At 71.5% G+C, this 19,010-nt stretch carries 13 protein-coding genes; 5 read left to right on the top strand and 8 right to left on the bottom strand.

The window, feature by feature from the left end:
• The first annotated feature begins 148 nt into the window (after positions 1-148).
• The gene (locus tag QNJ12_RS00955) at positions 149-1,531 is read left to right on the top strand and encodes an FAD-binding oxidoreductase (protein ID WP_300617686.1); all 1,383 of its coding nucleotides are present in this window, start codon (positions 149-151) and stop codon (positions 1,529-1,531) included.
• A gap of 12 nt (positions 1,532-1,543) precedes the next feature.
• Positions 1,544-2,296 carry a decaprenylphospho-beta-D-erythro-pentofuranosid-2-ulose 2-reductase gene (locus QNJ12_RS00950; RefSeq protein WP_300617683.1) on the top strand — a complete coding sequence of 251 codons (753 nt, stop codon included), beginning with the start codon at positions 1,544-1,546 and terminating at the stop codon, positions 2,294-2,296.
• Positions 2,297-2,399: 103 nt separating this feature from the next.
• Here the strand turns inward: QNJ12_RS00950 and QNJ12_RS00945 are convergent, their stop codons facing one another.
• Positions 2,400-4,169, bottom strand: coding sequence for a hypothetical protein (locus QNJ12_RS00945; protein WP_300617680.1), 1,770 nt, complete (start codon positions 4,167-4,169; stop codon positions 2,400-2,402).
• A gap of 120 nt (positions 4,170-4,289) precedes the next feature.
• Between QNJ12_RS00945 and QNJ12_RS00940 the strand changes: the two genes are divergently transcribed.
• The 3 genes from QNJ12_RS00940 to QNJ12_RS00930 are packed head-to-tail and all read left to right on the top strand — an operon-like array spanning position 4,290 to position 7,756.
• Positions 4,290-5,864: a hypothetical protein gene (locus QNJ12_RS00940; RefSeq protein WP_300617677.1), complete on the top strand. Its 1,575-nt coding sequence runs from the start codon at positions 4,290-4,292 to the stop codon at positions 5,862-5,864.
• Positions 5,861-7,024 carry a glycosyltransferase family 4 protein gene (locus QNJ12_RS00935; RefSeq protein ID WP_300617675.1) on the top strand — a complete coding sequence of 388 codons (1,164 nt, stop codon included), beginning with the start codon at positions 5,861-5,863 and terminating at the stop codon, positions 7,022-7,024. The genes QNJ12_RS00940 and QNJ12_RS00935 overlap by 4 nt, the downstream gene beginning before the upstream one ends.
• A gap of 12 nt (positions 7,025-7,036) precedes the next feature.
• Positions 7,037-7,756, top strand: coding sequence for a polyprenol monophosphomannose synthase (locus QNJ12_RS00930; protein ID WP_300617672.1), 720 nt, complete (start codon positions 7,037-7,039; stop codon positions 7,754-7,756).
• Between the two features lie 29 nt (positions 7,757-7,785).
• On the opposite strand, the gene QNJ12_RS00925 is transcribed toward QNJ12_RS00930, so the two are convergent.
• Genes QNJ12_RS00925 through QNJ12_RS00895 form a run of 7 tightly spaced genes read right to left on the bottom strand, consistent with a single transcriptional unit; the run spans position 7,786 to position 18,995 of the window.
• Positions 7,786-9,603 carry a hypothetical protein gene (locus tag QNJ12_RS00925; protein WP_300617669.1) on the bottom strand — a complete coding sequence of 606 codons (1,818 nt, stop codon included), beginning with the start codon at positions 9,601-9,603 and terminating at the stop codon, positions 7,786-7,788.
• 23 nt (positions 9,604-9,626) lie between these two features.
• Positions 9,627-13,865: an alpha-(1->3)-arabinofuranosyltransferase family protein gene (locus QNJ12_RS00920; RefSeq protein ID WP_300617666.1), complete on the bottom strand. Its 4,239-nt coding sequence runs from the start codon at positions 13,863-13,865 to the stop codon at positions 9,627-9,629.
• A complete protein-coding gene (locus QNJ12_RS00915; protein WP_300617663.1) occupies positions 13,862-15,082 on the bottom strand; it encodes a glycosyltransferase family 39 protein in 1,221 nt (406 codons plus the stop codon). The genes QNJ12_RS00920 and QNJ12_RS00915 overlap by 4 nt, the downstream gene beginning before the upstream one ends.
• Entirely contained in the window at positions 15,075-16,139 is a 1,065-nt protein-coding gene (locus QNJ12_RS00910) for an NAD-dependent epimerase/dehydratase family protein (protein WP_300617660.1), read from the bottom strand. The genes QNJ12_RS00915 and QNJ12_RS00910 overlap by 8 nt, the downstream gene beginning before the upstream one ends.
• Complete coding sequence (locus tag QNJ12_RS00905; RefSeq protein ID WP_300617657.1) at positions 16,136-17,191, bottom strand: NAD(P)-dependent oxidoreductase; 1,056 nt, start codon at positions 17,189-17,191, stop codon at positions 16,136-16,138. The genes QNJ12_RS00910 and QNJ12_RS00905 overlap by 4 nt, the downstream gene beginning before the upstream one ends.
• Entirely contained in the window at positions 17,188-18,636 is a 1,449-nt protein-coding gene (locus tag QNJ12_RS00900) for an FAD-dependent oxidoreductase (RefSeq protein ID WP_300617655.1), read from the bottom strand. Before QNJ12_RS00900 ends, QNJ12_RS00905 begins: the two co-directional genes overlap by 4 nt.
• Positions 18,633-18,995: a hypothetical protein gene (locus QNJ12_RS00895; RefSeq protein WP_300617652.1), complete on the bottom strand. Its 363-nt coding sequence runs from the start codon at positions 18,993-18,995 to the stop codon at positions 18,633-18,635. The genes QNJ12_RS00900 and QNJ12_RS00895 overlap by 4 nt, the downstream gene beginning before the upstream one ends.
• Positions 18,996-19,010: the final 15 nt, after the last annotated feature.

Raw genomic sequence — 19,010 nt, 5'->3', positions numbered from 1 at the left:
AGAACGTGCCGGCGCCGACGTCAGGCGGCATCCGGCCCAAGCCGTCGAAGCGCAGCACCTCGGGCGCTGGCGCATGTCGTTGCCGTTGCGGCGCGTCTCCGACCAGGTTGGCGTCGCCGGCGCAGGCCGAGCGCATAGGGTGACCCTGATGCTCCCCAGCCAGCCGCGCGACCGTCGTCCCTCGCTGCTGGCCGGCTGGGGCCGAGCGGCACCGAGTGCGGCGCGTCTGGTCGACGTCGACGTCCACTCCCTCGCGGCTGCGATCAAGGAGCTCCCGTCCCGGGGTGGCATCGCACGTGGGCTCGGTCGCTCCTACGGTGACCCCGCCCAGAACGCCGGTGGTCACGTGATCCGGCTCGCGGGCTCGAACGACCAGATCCACGTCGACGAGTCGGCTGGCACGGTCACGGTCGGTGCCGGCGTCAGCATCGACGACCTGCTGGCCGTGATCATCCCGCGCGGCTGGTTCGTCCCGGTCACGCCCGGCACACGGTTCGTGACGATCGGTGGTGCGATCGCCAGCGACATCCACGGCAAGAACCACCATGCGGACGGTTCGTTCGGCGATCACGTGACGAGCATGCGGCTCATGCTCGCCGACACGACCGTGGTCGAGGTCGGGCCGAACCGCGACGCCGACCTGTTCTGGGCGACGGTCGGCGGGATGGGTCTGACCGGCATCATCGTCGATGCGACGTTCACGCTGATCCCGATCGAGACCAGTCTGATGTCGGTCGAGACGCGCCGGCTCGGCGATCTCGACGAGATCATGGCGCACATGGCCGAGACCGATGCCGGGGTGCGCTACTCGGTCGCCTGGCTGGATCTCCTCGCGCACGGTCGGCATCTCGGACGCGGTGTGCTCACCAACGCCGACCACGCGACCCGGTCCCAGCTGCACGGGCGGTCGTCGATCGACCCGCTCGCGTACGACAGCGGGCAGCTCGTCGCCGTGCCGCCACTCGTCCCACCCGGCGGTGTGATCAACCGGCTGTCGGTCACGGCGTTCAACGAACTGTGGTACCGGAAGGCGCCGCGGGTCCGCTCCGGCGAGCTGCAGTCGATCCCCGCGTACTTCCACCCGCTCGACCTCGTCGGTGACTGGAACCGGGTCTACGGCCGGCGCGGCTTCCTCCAGTACCAGTTCGTCGTGCCGTTCGAGGCCGAAGGCGTGCTGCGAACCGTCGTCGAGCGCCTGTCGGCGGCGGCGCTCCCGATCTTCCTGACCGTGCTCAAGCGCTTCGGGCCCGGCAACGGCGGACACCTCAGCTTCCCGACCGGCGGCTGGACCTTGGCGATCGACGTGCCGGTCCGCTGCGCCGGGCTCTCCCCGCTGCTCCACGGCCTCGATGCCATGGTCCTCGACGCCGGTGGCCGCCACTACCTTGCGAAGGACTTCCAGACCACTGCGGCGGCCATCCGCCGGGGCTACCCTCGCCTCGACGAATGGCTGGCCGTGCGAGCTCGCGTCGACCCGGCGGGGACGTGGGCGAGCGATCTCTCGCGTCGACTCGGCCTCGCCCCGCACTGAACACCGCAACGCATGCAGAACGCACTCCAGGAACCCCAGACGATCGTGCTGCTCGGCGGCACCAGCGAGATCGGGCGTGCGATCGTCGACGAACTGGCCTCCGAGGCGACCCGGACGATCGTGCTCGGCTGCCGGCGGCCCGAGGAGGCCCACGCCGAGCACTACGCCCGCGACGGGCGCGAGATCGTCGCCGAGCACTTCGATGCGGCAGCAACCGAGAACCACGAGTCGTTCATCCGCCGGATGGTCGCCGAGCACGGTGACCTCGACGTCGTCATCGTGGCGTTCGGCGTCCTCGGCGACCAGGCGGACTTCGACCATGATCCCACGGCGGCAGCCGCGGCGGTCCACGTCAACTACACGGGTGCGGTGACGGTCTCGCTCGCCGTCGCAGCGCAGATGCGCCGCCAGGGGCACGGCCAGCTGGTCGTGGTGTCGAGCGTCGCCGGTGAGCGAGCCCGCTCGTCGAACTACGTTTACGGATCCTCCAAGGCCGGTCTCGATGCCTTCGCACAGGGTCTCGGGGACGCGCTGCAGGGTTCCGGGGCCTCCGTCACGGTCATCCGTCCCGGGTTCGTGCACTCGCGGATGACGAGAGGCATGAAGTCGGCACCGTTCGCGACGACACCCCGTGTCGTCGGTGAGCTCGCGGCCGAGGGGATCCGCAAGGGCAGGCACACCGTGTGGACCCCCGGCGTGCTGCGCTACGTGTTCATGATCCTCCGCCACGTTCCGCGCCCGATCTTCCGACGGCTGCCGATCTGAACGGGCTTCGCCGCGATCGAGCGGGCTTCGCCGACCGGCGGAGCCGGATCAGCTGCGCCTGGCCGAGTTCGCTGTCTCCGCTGCGGCGCCCTGCGCCCGCGCGTCAGGGTTGGGTGGTCGGCGGGGCGTTCGGGTCGATGCCGCCGCCGCCGATGCCCGGTGCGCGGCCGGCGACGTCGGCAGGGTTGAACCCGCCACCTCCGTCGCAGCGCTCGAACAGCAGCACGAGGTTCGTCTCGTAGCTGCCGATCAGGCAGTGGTGGTCGGCCACGGCCTGGTTGTGCTCGGGCGACCGGAGCTCGGTCGAGGCGTTGGGCTCGGTCCAGCCACCCCAGGTGTTCGTGAGCACGACGAAGTCGGCCGACTCGATGTCCTCCGCCATGCCCGACCCTTCGGCGTCGGCGAGGCCCGGGTCCATCTCGATGAAGTAGGTCGCCGGTTCCAGCTCGCTGAACAACCAATAGACGTACGTGTCCGCGTAGACGGTGCGCCGCAGATCGCCGGGCCCGACGAAGAGCCGGTCGCCGTCCCGGGCCCGTGCATCGAGGTCGGGCATCATCTGCGCCATCGCCGCCGCCACGGCTGGATCACCGACCCAGAATCGGTGTGATCCTCGTTCGATCTCGTACGGCACCGGCAGGTTCCCGACGGCGACGCGGGCGTGCAGGAGGTACGGCCGGTAGGTGAAGAACGGGCAGACGACGAGCATCAGGGCGCCGATCACGAACGTCGCCGCCACGGCCGAGCGACCGGCCGACCACCACCTCCGGAGGGCGAGCGCGCCGACGACGACCAGGAGCGGCCAGGAGACGACCGACACCCAGGCCAGGTGTGTCGAGTCGGGGCGCTGCAGTGCCTGCGGCAGGATGCCGAGCCCGAACAACGCCGCCAGCATCAACACGTCGGCCGCCGATCCCGGCTCGGGTCGTGAGCGGCGACGATTGACCACGACGTACGCCGCGACGCCGACCGCGATGGCGATGACCGCCCAGAACCAGAGAAACAGCTGGTGGCTCGCGGCAGGCGCCGGCAGCCGCCACCACGGTGGCAGGCTCTCGGCGACCGCCTGCAGCGCACCGTCGACCCTGCCCCAGGTCGGAGGGCGGGGGAGCTCCCGCCCGGGCCTGAGCCGAACGACCGGATCGACGACCATCCCGTCGATCGCGGCGACCGGTCCGGCTCGAACCAGATGCACCCACATCGGCAGCAACCCGACGGCGGCGCCGCCCAGCAGTGCCCCGAGCTCGCGTCGGCGTCGCCACACGGCCCACCCGAGCGCCACTCCCAGCGCCAGTGCCAGGTCGGGCCGGAACCCGAGCGCGGCGCCGGCCAGTCCGCCGGCGATCCACCAATCGCCGAGCCCGCCGCCGGACCGTGCCCGGGCGGCGAACACCAGCGCCCACAGCCCGAGTGCGACGCCGCCGTGCCACGCGAGCGCCGACAAGCCGATCGGCGTGATGATCAGGAACGCTGCCACGACGGCCGCGCCGGTGGCCACGAGGTACCCGAACGCCCGGGTCAGCGCGTAGATCGCGACGATGATGCCCAGGTGCTGCAGCAGCCCGAACGTGCGCTGGCTCTCGAGCGAATCGCCGAAGATCCGGTACCAGAGCGCCAGCGTGTCGAGCGACGCCGGGCCGTAGAGGTGCAAGAAGTCGACGTTGGGCACCTTGCCCTGCTGCACCAGCGTCGGGAAGACGAGCATGAAGCCCTCCTCCATGGAGGCGCCGGTGCCCCGGTAGAGGCCGCGGAGTGGCACCGCGACGACGGCCAGGATCGTGGCGAGCGAGGCGATGCCGGGCAGCGACCGCCGATCGACGCCCCAGCGGAACGGAGCGCCCAGCACGAAGGCGTCGACCGGTTCGCTGGGCACCCGGTCACGGTAGCGATTCCGATCCGTCGACGCCGGGACTCGAATGCCTCGGCATCGAAACCGCGAACCCGTAGTCTCCAGCCAGCGCCCGCCGGTGGCTCCACTTCGATCTCCACGCCGATGCACGTCCGTCTCCCGCCACATCACGATCGATGGTTGCCGTGGGCGCCGGTCGGCGTGGCCAGCCTGCCGATCCTGGTCGCCGCGGTCCGGGCGGCGGCGACCGGTTGGGTGCCGATCGGCGACGACGCGTACTTCACGGTGCGCTCGCGCGACGTGCTGACCGACGACCACCCGCTGCTCGGCGCCTGGTCGTCCGGCTCGGTCGATCTCGACGAACCCGTCAACAACCTCGGCCCGCTGCAGTTCGACCTGCTGGCGCCGTTCACCAAGGTGTCGGCGATGGCGGGCACCGCTGTCGGCGTCGCGGCGGTGCAGATCGCCGCGATCGTGTGCATCGCGTGGCTCGTGTCGCGGCTCGCCGGCGCCCGCGCCGTGCTTCCGGCGATGATGGCCGTCGCGGTGCTGACGTTCACGATGGGATCAGAGCTGCTCATCACGCCGCGGCAGCACCAGTTCCTCGTGCTGCCGTTCCTCTGCCTCCTCGTCGCGTGCTGGGCCGCCGCAGCCGGTGACCGCTGGGCGCTCGTGCCCGCCGTGGTCGCCGGCAGTCTCGTCGCGCAGACCCACCTCAGCTACCCGATCCTCGTGTTCGCGCTCGGCCTCGTCGCGATCGCAGGACAGGTCGTCCATCGGCGGGCCGGCGCCACGCGGCGCCCGTGGTACGTCGCAACGGGCGTCGGAGTGGTGCTCTGGCTCCAGACCGCGATCGATCAGCTCGCCGGGTGGGGCAACTTCGGTGCGGTTCTGTTCTCACCCGGCGAGTCCGACCCGCCGGGCCTGGTCACCGGCACCCGCATCGTCGCCGCGGTGCTGACGTCGCCGCGACGGGCGATGCGTCCCGGCTGGCGGACCTTCGACCCCAATGGAGCGCTACCCGGCCCGCTGTCGGTCGTCGTCCTGCTGCTCGTGCTCGCCGTCTCGGCGATCGGCGTCGTCTGGGCGTACCGAGCTGGCCGGCGGCGCACGTGGACCGGGCTCTCGGTGCTGCTCGGCGCCGTGCTGGCCGGCGTGGTCGACGCCGCCCTGTTGCCGCAGACCGTGTTCGGTCTCGTCGCCGCGAACTACCGGTGGCTCTGGGCGATCGCCGCGTTCGCGCTGCTCGGCGCGGCCACGCTCGCCGAGCGGGCGGTACCGGCCGAGCGGCAGCGTTGGTTCGTCGGCGCGGCAGCAGTCGTGCTGAGCGTCGCCGTCGTGGCGAACCTGCCCCGGTCGGTCCAGTACGACGGCATCGAGGTGTACCACACACGGCAACGGGTGGTGACCGAGATGGTGGCGCAACTGCGCGACGTCGACGTCCCGAGCCCCGTCGTCGTCGACGAGAGCCAGCTGTACTTCGGCCACCCCTTCACCTACCCGACGCTGGTCGTGCTCCAGGAGCAGGGCGTCGACTTCCGATTCGACAACCCGGTCCAGGAACGTCGATTCGGCAGCGGGCGGCTCAGCGACGGCACCGAGCAGTTCCGGCTGACGCTCTGGCACGGCGAGCAGGCGAACGCGCTGCGCGGGGCCGACGACGTCGTGGTGTTCGTCGACGGGGACAACCTCGTCGCGATGACGCTGGTGGCCGGATGACCGGCGAGACGCTCGAGGCGTACACCGACGACCTGCTGGCGCGAGGGATCCGTCGCATCCACGTGCTCGCGTGGCGCGACCTCGACGACCGCGACGCCGGCGGCTCCGAGGTCCACGCCGACGAGTTCATGCGGCGATGGGCGTCGCTCGGATTGGAGGTCACCCATCGCACGTCCGCTGCGGTCGGGCTGCCGCCGACGGCGAGTCGCAACGGCTACCGGGTCGTCCGCAGGGGCAGCCGGTACTCGGTGTTCCCGCGTGCGATCACCGCCGAGCTGCTCGGTCGGATGGGGCCCTACGACGCCCTCGTCGAGATCTGGAACGGGGTTCCCTGGTTCTCGCCGGTGTGGTGTCGCCGGCCACGGATCACGGTGTTGCACCACGTGCACGGGCCGATGTGGAACCAGATCCTGCCGGGGCCGTTGGCGGCGGCTGGTCGTGCGCTCGAGTCCCGATTCGCGCCGCCGTTCTACCGGCGTGGACTCACCGTGACGCCGTCCGACGCGACCCGTGACGAGCTGCTCGAGCTCGGCTTCCGGCCGGACCGCGTGGTGGCGGTGCCGAACGGCGTCGATCCGTTCTTCTCGCCCGGTGGGGCCAAGACCCGTCATCCCTCGATCCTTGCGGTGGGCCGCCTCGCCCCTGTGAAGCGGTTCGAGCTGGTCATCGACGCTGCGCTGGTCGCGAGGCGGCGGGTGCCGGGGCTCGAGCTGACGATCGTCGGTGACGGCCCGCTCGAACCCCGGCTCGCGGCCCAGGTCGCCGACGCCGGCGCCACCGGCTGGATCCGGCTGGTCGGCCGTCTGCCGCGCGAGCAGCTCCTCGAGCACTACCGCTCGGCCTGGCTGGTGGTCAGCGGATCGCTCGCCGAGGGCTGGGGGTTGAGCCTCACCGAAGGGGCGGCGTGCGGCACGCCGGCGGTCGCGACCGACATCCGCGGACATCGCAGCAGCGTTCGCGCGGACGTCACGGGCGTGCTCGTCCCACCCGACCGGCTCGGCGACGCGATCGCCGACGTCGTGCTCGATGACGACCGTCGGGCGCGCCTGCGGTCGGCCGGCCTCGAGTGGGCGAGGAGCCTCACGTGGGAGGCGTCGGCCTTCGGCGTGACCAGGTGCCTGCACGACGAGGTCGTGCACGCGCAGCGGCCCGGGCGCTAGCGTCCCCCGCCTGTGCGTCCCGTCATCGTGCTCCCGACCTACAACGAGCGTGACAACATCCAGCCCTTCCTCGAGGCCGTCCGAGCCGTGCCGTGCGAGCTCGACGTCCTCGTCGTCGACGACAACAGCCCCGACGGCACCGCCGACCTGGCCCTGGCGGTCGGTGAGCGTCTCGGCGGCGTCGACGTGCTCCGGCGTGCGGCCAAGAACGGGCTCGGCAGCGCCTACAGGGCGGGCTTCGAGCACGTGCTCGACGCCGGGTACGACGTCATCGTGTCGATGGACGCCGACCTCTCGCACGACCCGGCCGTGCTCCCGTCGATGCTCCGCCTCCTCGAGGGTGGCGCCGACGCCGTGGTCGGTTCCCGCTACGTCACCGGTGGCGGTACGACCGACTGGCCGATCCGGCGACAGCTGCTCTCGAAGTGGGGGAACGCCTACACGCGCACGTTGCTGCGGCTCGAGGTCCGCGACTGCACGTCGGGCTTCCGGGCCTACCGGGCCGAGGCCCTCCGAGGGATCTCACCGTCGACCACCGGTGCCGAGGGGTATGCGTTCCTGACCGAGCTCGTCCGGCGGCTGACGCGCAAGGGGTACCGCATCGAGGAGACGCCGATCGTGTTCCGCGACAGAACCCACGGGACGTCGAAGATGTCGGGCCGCATCATCGTCGAGTCGATGTTGCTGGTGACGCGCTGGGGTCTCGCCGACCGGCTCCGTCGTCGCCGCTGATCGCGCTGGCCGGTGCTGATCCGGCCGGTTCAGAGCGAGGTGCCGGCCGGCGCCACGAACACCGCCACCGGCTCGCCGAGCAGCAGCATCTCGCTCAAATCGTCGATCACGTCCTGCGGCAGGTCGGGATCGAGCGACGCTGCGAAGAGGTTGCGGTCGATGAACGGCCGCAGGTCGTCGCGGCCGAGCTGCTCCAGGCGGTCGATCACACGGCGCTCGAGTGTGGCGAACCGCGCCCGTTCGGCCGCCGACCTGTCGTCGTACTCGACGATCTCGACGAACCCGGGCCGGGCGCGCCACTCGTCGATCCATGCGCCCGTCGCGAGATGCACCTCGGCGTCGGCCTCGCCGGGCCCGAGCACGCGGTGCGGTGTGGCCGGCACGCGCCACCGTTCGTCGACGCCGACGTCGAAACCGCGTCGCTCCAGCTCGTTCAGCAGCGCGAACCCCTGCGAGCCGGGGATGACCGACTCCTCCCACACGACGAGGTACCGACCGTCACGACCCGGAGCCGAGCCGATGCCCGACGTGAGCGCCTCGGCGACGTCGGGCATCACCACCCGCACGTCCTCGGAGAGCCCGACCTCGGGCACCTCGTGGTCGATGATCGCCAGCCCGGAGAGGAATGACACCGCCAGCACGGCGAACCCGAGCACGCGCAGCCGGATGCGAGCGAGGGCGACCTCGGAGCGCGGCGAGAGCAGCAGCCACCCCGTCCATGCGAGCGCGACGCAGACGAGCAGCACCGAGGTCGACATCCACAGGCTGAGGTAGAACCAGACCTTGCCGAAGATGCGGGAGATCGAGAACCAGCCGACCACGATCGACAACGCGGCGACCGCATGGAGCGCGACGAGCTCACGTTCGCGCCTGTGCACGGCGTAGCCGATCGCAACCAGCCAGGTGGCGAGCACGATGACACCCACCGCGCTGGTCGATCCGCTCTGGTCGGCGCGGTGGACGAAGGCGTCGTCGCGTCCGACGAGATCGACCGCGATCGAGACGAGGTCGAAGTGCTGCGACACCAGACGGAAGGCGGATCCGAGGCCGATCGCCTCGTCGGGCTGATCGGTGGCGAAGTGGCGGACGAGCTTGCTGACGTTGCCGTCGTCACGCGTGAGCTGTTCGTAGAGGGGAGGTGTCCAGAGCGCGACGCCGATGCCGAACGCCCACTGCAACGGTCGCACCGGCCCCGCCTCGCCGTACCGACGTTCGGTGACCAGCTGCCACAGGAGCGCGCCGAACCCGAGCACGTTGAGTGCGATCGCCAGCGAGAGGTAGGGCACGTGGGTCTGCGCCGCGATGCTCCCGCCGACGACGACGACGAGCAGCAACCACTCCTCGCCGATCAGGACGAGCCACGTCGCGATGAGCACCGCGGCCCAGATCAAGAGCGGGAAGTACGGGTTCCACGGGTGGGTGAGCACGTCGAGTCCGTACCCGCGGACGGCGACCGCCATGAGCAGAGCCGTCATCACCGCGCCGACGTGCCCGAACCGGCGAGCGCCCATCATCGCGACGCCGACCACGGCGGCGGTGTTGATGACGACGCTGCCGAGCTGCATACCCCAGGCCCGGGAACCCGAGAGCCAGTAGAACGGCGCGAGCAGGTAGAACGATGCGGGTCCGGGGTGGCTGCCCTGGTCGGGAAACGTGCCGATCCGGCCCGGCAGGCCCACGAGAGGTGTGTGGCGGCCGGCGACGTCGCGCAGCCGCAGCTCGGTCATCACCATGTCGAGCACCGGCACCCACGGCCGCCACAGCAACACGACGGCGGTGATGAGCAGCGGGAGCGAGGCGATGCCGCCGGTGAGCAGGCCCGGCCGGAGGCGGTGCGGCCGCTCCACAGCGGTCGAGGTTACCGAGCGGTTCACACCGGGTCGCGCTCCGATCCGGAGGCGCCCGGATCGTCGACAGGTGCTGCACGATCGGCCTGCTCCTGCTCGGTGACGACGCCGACCAGGAGCGCCACGAGCGCGAACATGCCGATGCCGTGGAGGTGTTCGAACTCGGCAGGCCAGCCGCCGTTCGGGAACGGAGCGTTCCGCCGTTCGATGACGGTGACCGCAGCGCCCAGGGTCACGACCGCGGCCAGCGCGACCAGCTCGCCGAGCCGCCGTCGTCGCGTCAAGGCGCCGGCCGCACCGGCGAGCGCGCCCCAGACACCCCACACCGGCCCGATCAGGACGACCGGCAGGATCACCCACGCCGCAACCGAGACGAGGCGGTTCCCGGTCGGGCCACCGAGGTCGTCGAGCGCCGGCACCGCGTCGCGGTGCGTTCGGACCGGCGCCGGGCGGAATCGGCTCCGAACGAGGAGGCCCAGCGCGAGCAGCGCGGACGCAGCGGAGACGGCGATCGCCGCGTCGAGCTGGCCCTGGGACGTCCACCGCGCGGTGACCGTCCGCGTCCCACGCCCCGGTTCGATCCACCAGCCGTTGAAGCCACCGTCGACCATCGTCGGGTCGCCGAGGTCGACGTCGCCGAGCCGTGCTCGCCATCGGGTCGAGTAGCCCTCGCCGAGCACGAGCCAGCAACCGTCGTCGCAGTTCGACACCTCGATCGATCGATCGAATCGACCTGCGTCGACCTGGGTGGCGTTCGGTGCTCGGTCTATGCCGGTCCGGCCCGCCGCCTCGCCGCGCAGCGTGACCCGGTCGACGACGAACGGTGCCGGCGCGGATCCTCCGTGGACGGTGTGTTCGCCGGCGTCGAGCCCGATCGCCCCGCTGCAGACCTCGGCCGTCAAGGCGCGTCCGTCCGACCAGCCCGGGTCCGATGCGACGAGCGAGGCCTCGACGACGACGTCGTCGATCGCGAGGAGTGGCGTGCACGGCACGTCGACGGGCGTCGCGCCGACGGGCGCGGACGGTTCGAGCCCCGGGATCTCGATCTCGGCGATCGCCGCGGGCAGTTCGACGCGGTCGCCGAAGCGGCGGTCGATCGTCGTCGCCGGCTCGATCTCGGTGATGGTGATGTCGAGGGGTCCGGCCGGCAGCGGGGGCTCGAGCACGAACGTCGCTGCCTCGGTGCCGCCCGCCGGCATGTCGAGGGTCCGCCGATCGTCACCGGCCGCGACGACGAGCTGCCGGAGGGCACTGAACTCGCCCACCGCGGGGTGGACCGTGAGCTGGGTCACCGGCTCGTCGACCACCTCGACGCTGAGCGTCGAGCCGACCGCCGAGTCGAACGCCGTGACCCAGGCGGTGTCGAGGGCACCGTCGACCGCGGACACGCCCGCGCTCCGAATGGAGCCTGTCAGACGGCTCGTGGCGACCGCCGGCCAGCCGAACAGTCGTGCCAGGGACTCGTCGGAGGCGCGCGGGTCGATCCTGACCGTCACGTCGGCCTGGAACGATCGTGCGTCGCCGAGCTCGAACGCGCGGATCAGGTCGGGCTCGGGGTCGTCGCGCCACCGATCCATCGGGTCGGCCCGGAGGCGGGTCAGGACGAGTGTCAGGTCGACGTCGCCGCCGAGACGGGCGAGTGCGTCGTGTGGTGGCCGGATCACCTCGACCGTGGGTGCCACGCCGTGGAGCATCTCCGCGAAGCCGACGGCGGCCACGGCGCCGGCGGTCCCGGGTGAGCCGCCGCCCACGGCGTCGATCACGACGTCGACGTCACGGGTGTCCGGCGGCAGCTCGACGGTCTGCCCGGGGGCCACGACCGAGCGGTCGTCGAGCGACGCCGTCGTCGTCGTCTCCGAGCCGTCGGCGTCCCGCGCGATCACGGTCACGGCGGTGATGCGACGGGGAGCGTCCGGCTGGAGGAGTCGGAGATGCCTTGGCGCTTCGGGTTGCTCGAACGTCAGCCGGATGAACTCGCCGATCGGGTCGCCGTGCTCGCCGACGAGCCACGAGGTGGTCGAATCCCCGTCGATCGCCATCACGGGCCGGTGTTCGGGCAGGTACGCGAACGGCTCGCCGTACGACGATGCGGACGCGCGGACCGGCCCCTCCTGTTGCGAGACGGTCTGCGACGCTGCCGTCTCGTCGGTGAACACGGGGAGGCGCTGGTCGGACGGCACCTCGCGCAGCACGTCGCTGCCACGGCCTGCCGATTCGGTGAAGCCGTGGGTGTCCTGCGAGCCGCGCCAGTGCCGGGCGCGGTCGCGATTCGTGTCGGTGACGACGAGGTGGCCGGCTTCGGCCAGGGCGGCGTCGAGCTCGCTCTCGTCGATCGACGCGCTGTACCTCACGGCCGCGTCGTCCGTCAGCACGCCGGATGCCGCCGCGTCGACCAGGCCCGCACCGCTCCCGGACACGATCACGCTCGACGGCCTCGCTCTGACGACGGCGCCGGGTTGCTCGACCCGGTGGAGGATCACCGGCGCCAGGGGCGTGCCGACCCGTTGGTCGGCGAGCGAGCGCTCGTCGGTCATCGCGACATCGGGCCGATTGACGGTCGCGTCGCCGAACGGCGTCGCACGCTCGAGGCCGGGCGCAGCGGCGAGTGCGTCCGCCACGACCGCGGGGCGGGCCGTTCGGAAGCGGTCGAACGCAGCGTCGCCGGTGACCCAGACCGTGTCGGCGCCGAGCAGCCGCGCGACCGGCGCGATCGACTCGGCCTCGAGGGTGTTGTCCTGGATGCGGTCGTCGAGGGCGTAGAGCAGGTCCATCGCCCCCGGGGACCCGAGCGGGAGCAGGTCGCGCGTGATCAGCGGCTTCTCGGTGAGACCCGGCAGCGGCTGGTCGACCGTGTAGCCCCACCGGAACGCACCGAACTCGGCGCCGGGCACTTGCAGGACGCGGCCGGCGGATCCGCTGGCATCGAGCTCGGCTGCGGCGTCGAGCCACGCGTCGGGCGGGTGCTCCTCGCGCTCGAGCGCTGGATCGACCCATGCGCCGGTCCACAGGCCCGGTACGTTGACGAGCGCCAGCGCGCCGATCGCCGCGGCTGCCAGCCGGTCGGCGGCGACGCCTCGCAGCTCGAGCCGGCGCACAGCGGTGACCAGCGCTCCGGCCGCGAGGGCGAGGCCCAGCATCATCACCGGGATGGCGCGCGTGCTGCTCCGCAGCGCCAGGGCGAGGCCGGCGTCGTCGCTGCCGGCCAGCACGCGCATGAGTGGGGATCGATCGTCGACGGGGTGGACGCCCACCGCCAGCATCGCACCGGTCACGACGAGCAGTCCGGCGAACCTCCGATGCGGCCAGCGGACGAACACCAGCGCAATCAGGCAGCAGATCGGAAGGGCGAAGCTGACGACGATCGCCGGCGTCGAGGTCAGGTATCGCAACGACTCGGTCGTCGTCGCTGCAGCCGGGTCGCGGACGTAGAACAGCCAGTACCCGAGGCTGCGCCAGACCTCGGTCGACGTTGCGGTCAGCGACACGTCGGCGAGCGACTCGGAGTAGGGGAGCACGTCGACCCCGTCGCGGCCCTGGACGATCAGCATGACGACCCACCAGGCCGACACGCCCAGTGACAGCAGGCCGGTCCGCGTGGCGACGACGATCGCGTCGCGCCACGGCAGGGCACGACGCCACGTCTCGTGCAGCAGCCAGAGCACCGGGGCCGGCACGATCATCGCCAGGGCGGTGGCGTTGACCGCGCCCACGGTCAGCACGACCAGCGCGATGAGGGCAGGGTCCGCCCAGGATCGTCGACGGCTCGCCCGGACGGTGAGGGCGACGATCCAACCGAGGCCGGCCCACGGGAGCAGCATGACCGACGTACGCGACACGTAGGGCAGCACGTAGAGCGAGAGCTGGTACACCACGGCCGCAGTCGCCGCGGCGACCGGCGACAGCTCGAGGATCCGGCTGCACCACCGAACGCCGAGACCGGCTGCGAGCATCAGCGAACCGATCCACAGACGATGTGCGATCCAATCGGGCACACCGATCGTCTCGAAGAACCAGAACCACGGTCCGGCGGGCCAGAGGTAGCTGATGTGCTGGTGGGGGACCCAGCCCGCGAACTGGCGGGCGTCGAAGGTCGATGCCGCATCGCCGAGGAACCGACCAGGGTCGAGGTAGAGGTAGAGCTTGCTGTCGGCCGGCATCTTGCCCGGCGCAGCCGTGAGTGCCGGCAGATACGCCAGAGTCGCCAGGAGGGCGACGACGCCGGTCGTCGGACGCCGCAGCGTCGTCACGACCTTGCTGCTCACGGGATCGCGCCGAAGACGCCGTACAGCCCGGTGAGTGCGGTCAAGCCGGTCCCGCATGCCGCCATCGTCAGCGGCCACACGGTCTCGTCGGTCCGTCGCCGGTCCTCGTACCAGCGCGCCGCCCCGATTAGGAGGGGGAACGCCGTGAAGAGGAACCGGGGCCGGGCGGTGACGGTGGCCGGTGCGACCATCAGCGCGACGACGGCCCACGAGAACAGCGTGAGCGTCCACGGCAGGCGAGCCCGCCAGGACAGCACGAGGAGGGTGACGGTGGCGACCACGGTCACCGCGGTGATGGTGTCCGTCGGTGACGTCAACGGCTGGGTCACCGCCTCGGCGGTGTTGCGGAGTGCCGTCCAGCCGAAGCTGGCGCCCTCGTCCCAGGCCTCGCGCTGGACGCGGAACCAGGCGCCGGTCTCGCCGGTGTGCTGACCGAGCCACACCTGGAACGTGATGAACCCGATCGGCGCAAGGAGGACCGACGACACCGAGCTCCAATCACGCTCCTCGCGCACGGCGATGAAGGCGGCGACAGCGCAGGCGACCACGAGCGCGAGGCCGTTGGGACGCGTGGCCGTCGCGAGCGCCGCGAAGACACCTGCCGCCACCCACTCGCGGTCGAGCAGCATCAGCAGGCATGCTGCCGACAGCATGATCATCAGCGCCTCGCTGTACGCGAACGACAGCACGAAGCTGCCGGGGAACAGCGCGGCGAGCGTGACGCTGGTGCGGCTCACCCGCTCGCCGTAGACGCGGTACGCGATCATCCCGATCAGCACGACCGCAATGAAGCCGAGGATCGCGTTCATGGTCAGCACGGCGAACGAGTCGCCCCCCGGAAGGACGCGGTCGAACCCCCTGCCGAGCAGCGGGAACAGCGGGAAGAACGCCGCCCTCGCCTCGTCGACGTGGTAGGTCACGTCGGGTGGAATGGTCTCGGGGTAGCCGTTGCGGACGATGTCCATGTACCAGAGGCCGTCCCACGAGGTGAGCACGTCGAGCATCGGCCGCAGCGCGTTGCCCTCGTTCGCGGCCCGGACCGTCGTCTCGTGCGGGTCGGCGAGCGGCAGCTGTCGCTCGTCGGCGAGGTTGGCATCGACGCGCAGCTCGGTCGCGACCACGGCCGCTCCTGCCAGCACGCAGAACCGCGAGAGCACGTAGACCGGCAGGGCGTGGCGGGCGAGCCGCCACCACATCGAGTCCCGGAGCTCAGCCATGCCGCTGCCCTCGCGCCGGCGGGAGGAAGCGGCTCACCCGCTTGAGCGCACCCAGCGCGCCCTGCCGGGCGGTGCGCCGGTGCCGGCTGGCGTGTGACGGCGTCGCGGCGTCCCGATGCTCGACGAACCAGTCGTAGCTCTGCGCGAACATGGCGGGCGTGGTCCACCGCGGGGTCCAGCCGAGTCGCTCCTCGGCGTGGGTCGTGTCGAACCACATCGAGCGGGCGTACATCAGCCAGTGGTACGGGGCGAACGGCGTCAATCCGAGTCGGGCGGTGAGCTGCATGGCCGCCGCAGCGGGTCGCGCCGGCAGCGAGCGGACCGTGGCGCCGGTGCCGGCATGCCGGCACACCGCGTCGATGGCGTCGAACATGGTGCCGACGTCGGGCGCGCCGATGTTGAGGATGTCGGGCCCGGCCGACGTCGAGGCGCGGACGCACGCGTCGGCGAGGTCCTCGGCGTGCACGAACTGGTATCGGTTCCTGCCATCGCCGAGCACCACCGGGTCGGCCCCATCGGCGATCCAGTCGAACAAGATGCCGAAGATACCGAGCCGGCCGTGGCCGAGGACGGTCCGGGGTCGCACGATCGTCACGTCGAGGCCGCGTGCCACCGCCTCGAGGCAGACCCATTCCGCAGCGAGCTTGGCGTGGCCATAGGCCTCCTGTGGTCTGGGCACGGTGGTCGGCAGCACGGGGTTCGACTCCGGGACGCCGAAGACGGCGCTGGAGGACGTGTGGACGACCTTGGACACCGCAGCCGACCGGGCAGCCCCGAGCAGCACGTCGGTCCCGTCGACGTTGACCGAGCGCAGCAGGCGTTCGTCGCGTGCGAGGGGCACCTGGGCGACGTTGTGGAACACGACGTCGCGGTCGGCGACCGCCTCGGCGACCACGGACGGGTCGCGGATGTCACCGGCGACGAACTCGACGTCGCCCGGCCGGTCCGAGGCATCGACGAGATCGAGCACCCGTACGTCGTGACCGTCTGCGTGGAGGCGTCGGACGAGCAACGAGCCGAAGTACCCGCTCCCGCCGGTGACCAGGCTCCGGGTCATCGCAGCAGGCCCTCCCGGACGCACCACCGCACGCTGCGCCTCATCCCTTGGTACAGGTCGATCTCGGGCTCGTACCCGAGCTCGCGGCGGGCGGCCGAGATGTCGACGGCGATCGAGTGCCGCATCTCGCCGAGCACGTGCAGCTGCTGCTGATAGCGGCCCAGACGCTGGATGGCCCGATCGGCGGACTCTGCCGCCCGCGCGGCGAGCTCGGGCAGGCGCAGCCGGTTGGGACGCACGTCGAACCCCTCGTCGGCGAGCGCTCGTCCGACGGTCTCGACGATCTCGATGACCTGGTAGGGCCGGGCGTCGGCGATCCACCACGCACTCCCAGCGGCGTGCGGCGACAGCTCGGCTCGCAGGACGCCCTGGACGAGATTGTCGACGTACACCATCGAGCGAGCTTGGTCGCCCGCCCCGATCACGGGGAAATTCCCGCCGCGCACCATCGCGAAGAACGTCGTCTGCCGTGGCGGCTGGTACGGGCCGTAGAACCACGGCGGGCGCACGATCACCGCATCCAGACCGTCGGCGACGGCCTCGAGGACCGCCAGCTCGGCCTCCATCTTCGAGCGGCCGTAGCCCAGGTAGGGGTCGTACGGCTCGTCGTTGCGGAAGTGATCGCCCGGATGCGGGTTGGTGCCGAACGGGCTGTTCGACGACACGTGCACGACCCTCCGGACGCCGGCTCGAGATGCCGCATCGAGCACCGCGCGGGTGCCGCCGACGTTGACGTCGAAGAGCTCGCGAACCGTACGCGGATGGATCAGCCCGGCGGTGTGGATGACGTCCACGTCACCGGCGAGGCCGTCGAACAGGTTCGCGAGCGACGCCGGGTCGGTCACGTCACCGACCACCGGCTGGATGTGCGACGCCAGCTCAGCCAGCTCGTTCGCCTCACCGGGCGTGCGCACGAGGGCGGTGATGTGGGTCGATCGATGCCACGGCCCCTGCTCGTCGGCGAGTGCGTGGAGCAGGGCCCGGCCGAGCCATCCGCTCGCTCCCGTGACGACGGTCGCATCGGGCACCGGCCGATGCGCGGGTGCCGTCACGCCCGCTCCTCGACGAATCGGCGTGCATTGCGCATCGCCACGGCCATCACCGAGCCCTGGGGGTTCACGCCCGGTGCGTCGGGGAGCAAAGACGCGTCGTTGACGTAGACGTTGGCAGTGTCGTGGATCCGGCCGTGGCTGTCGGCGGCGGCCCTCGATCGGTCGGAGCCCATCGGCACCGTCGAGCAGAGGTGGACGGTCATGACGCTGGCGGTGCCTGCTGCGAAGCGCCCGGTCAGATCTGCCAGGTCCGAGCGGGTCCTGACGACCGGAGCGCCGCGGAACGAGGGGAACACGGCCTCGGCACCGGCCTCGAGCATGACCAGCGCGAGGCGGGCGAGTCCCTTGCCGAGGAGCGCTCGGTCGCGGCGGGTCAGCCGGTAGGTGACTACCGGGTCGCGCAGACCCGGCAGCGCCGTGACCCGTCCGCGACCCTCGCTGGTGATCGCGGCGTAGTACACGGCCATCCGGCGCCAGTCGGTGACGGCCCCGCGCATGAGGTCCCAGTGATCGGTCAAGGCGAGGGCCACGAGCCCGGGGTGGCTCGCCGAACCGCCGAAGCTGAGGTCGGGGGCGAACTCGTTGACCTGGTGAACCGGCACGTGGTCGGGCACGTTGACGTCGTCGTCGAAGCGGGCGGCGAGCTTCACCGTCGGGTGGACGGCCAGCGAACGTCCGACGAGGCCACGATGGCCGGAGCGCTGCAACAGCGCCGGCGTCTGGATCGCGCCGGCGCAGAGGATGACGTCGCGGAAGTCGACCGTGGCCGGGGTGCCGTCCGGTCGGGTCAACTCGGCCCGGAACGCACGGTCCCCGTCGTGGATCAGCCGGTCGACGCGATGCTCGCACAACATCCGTGCGCCCGCCGCGAACGCCCTCGGCAGGAACGTCCGGGTCATGCTCTCCCGTCGTCCGGCGACGGCGTCGGTGCTCGTCGGGTACGTCATCCATCGGGGGATCTCCTCGTGCTGCCACCCCAGTGCCGCCGCACCGCGACGGAGCCGGTCGCCTGCGGGGGAGTGGCGGCCCGGTACACGGCCGACCGAGAGCGCCGCCTCGATCTCGTCGCATGCTGCGTAGAACTCCTCGTCCGAGAAGTCGACGACGCCGTGCGTCCGGCGCCAGCGTTCGAGGGTGGCCTCGACGGGCCGGCGGTACAAACCGCTGTTGATCTCGGTGCCGCCGCCCGCGCAGCGGCCCTCGGTGTAGGCGATCGACGGCCGGCCGAGCGCCACCGTGAGGCCGCCCGACCGATACTGGCGGTCCATCTGCTCGAGCGAGAACGGCACCACCGACCCCTGCTCGATCCAGGGGCCTTCCTCGATGACGAGCACGTCGATGCCCGCCTCGGCGAGCAACGCCGCCGTCGTGGCCCCGCCCGCACCCGACCCGACGACGAGCACCTCGCAGTCGTGGTGCGGCGCCGCATCGACCAGGCCGGTCACGGCGACGCCTCGGTCGTCGACCGCTGCCCGTCCGGGTCGCTGTCGGGCCAGGTCTCCCACACGAACGCGAACCCGAGCGAGCGGACCATCCGTGCGAGCTCACCGATCAGCGGGAGCGTGGTCGAGCGGAAGAAGTCGTCGACCCGGCGCGGGTCGACGAGCCGATGGAGGGAGGCGAGCAGGATCGAGAGCCCGATCACGCCGAGTCGCAGGGGTGAGGGGAGCTGCGTCGCTCGGTGGGAGACGAACTGCACGGTCTGGGCGCGGTCGGGCTCGCTGAGCCCTGGCAGCTCGGCGAGGAGGAGTGCATCGGCGAACCGCCCGAACGGACCGTCGGGCGTCAACGCGGCGAGGAACACGGCAGGCTCCTGGCT

The sequence above is a fragment of the Ilumatobacter sp. genome, from assembly GCF_030065885.1.
Classification (GTDB): Bacteria; Actinomycetota; Acidimicrobiia; order Acidimicrobiales; family Ilumatobacteraceae; genus Ilumatobacter.
Note: the sequence above shows the minus strand (reverse complement) of the source record. Positions and strands in the feature narration are given on the sequence as shown.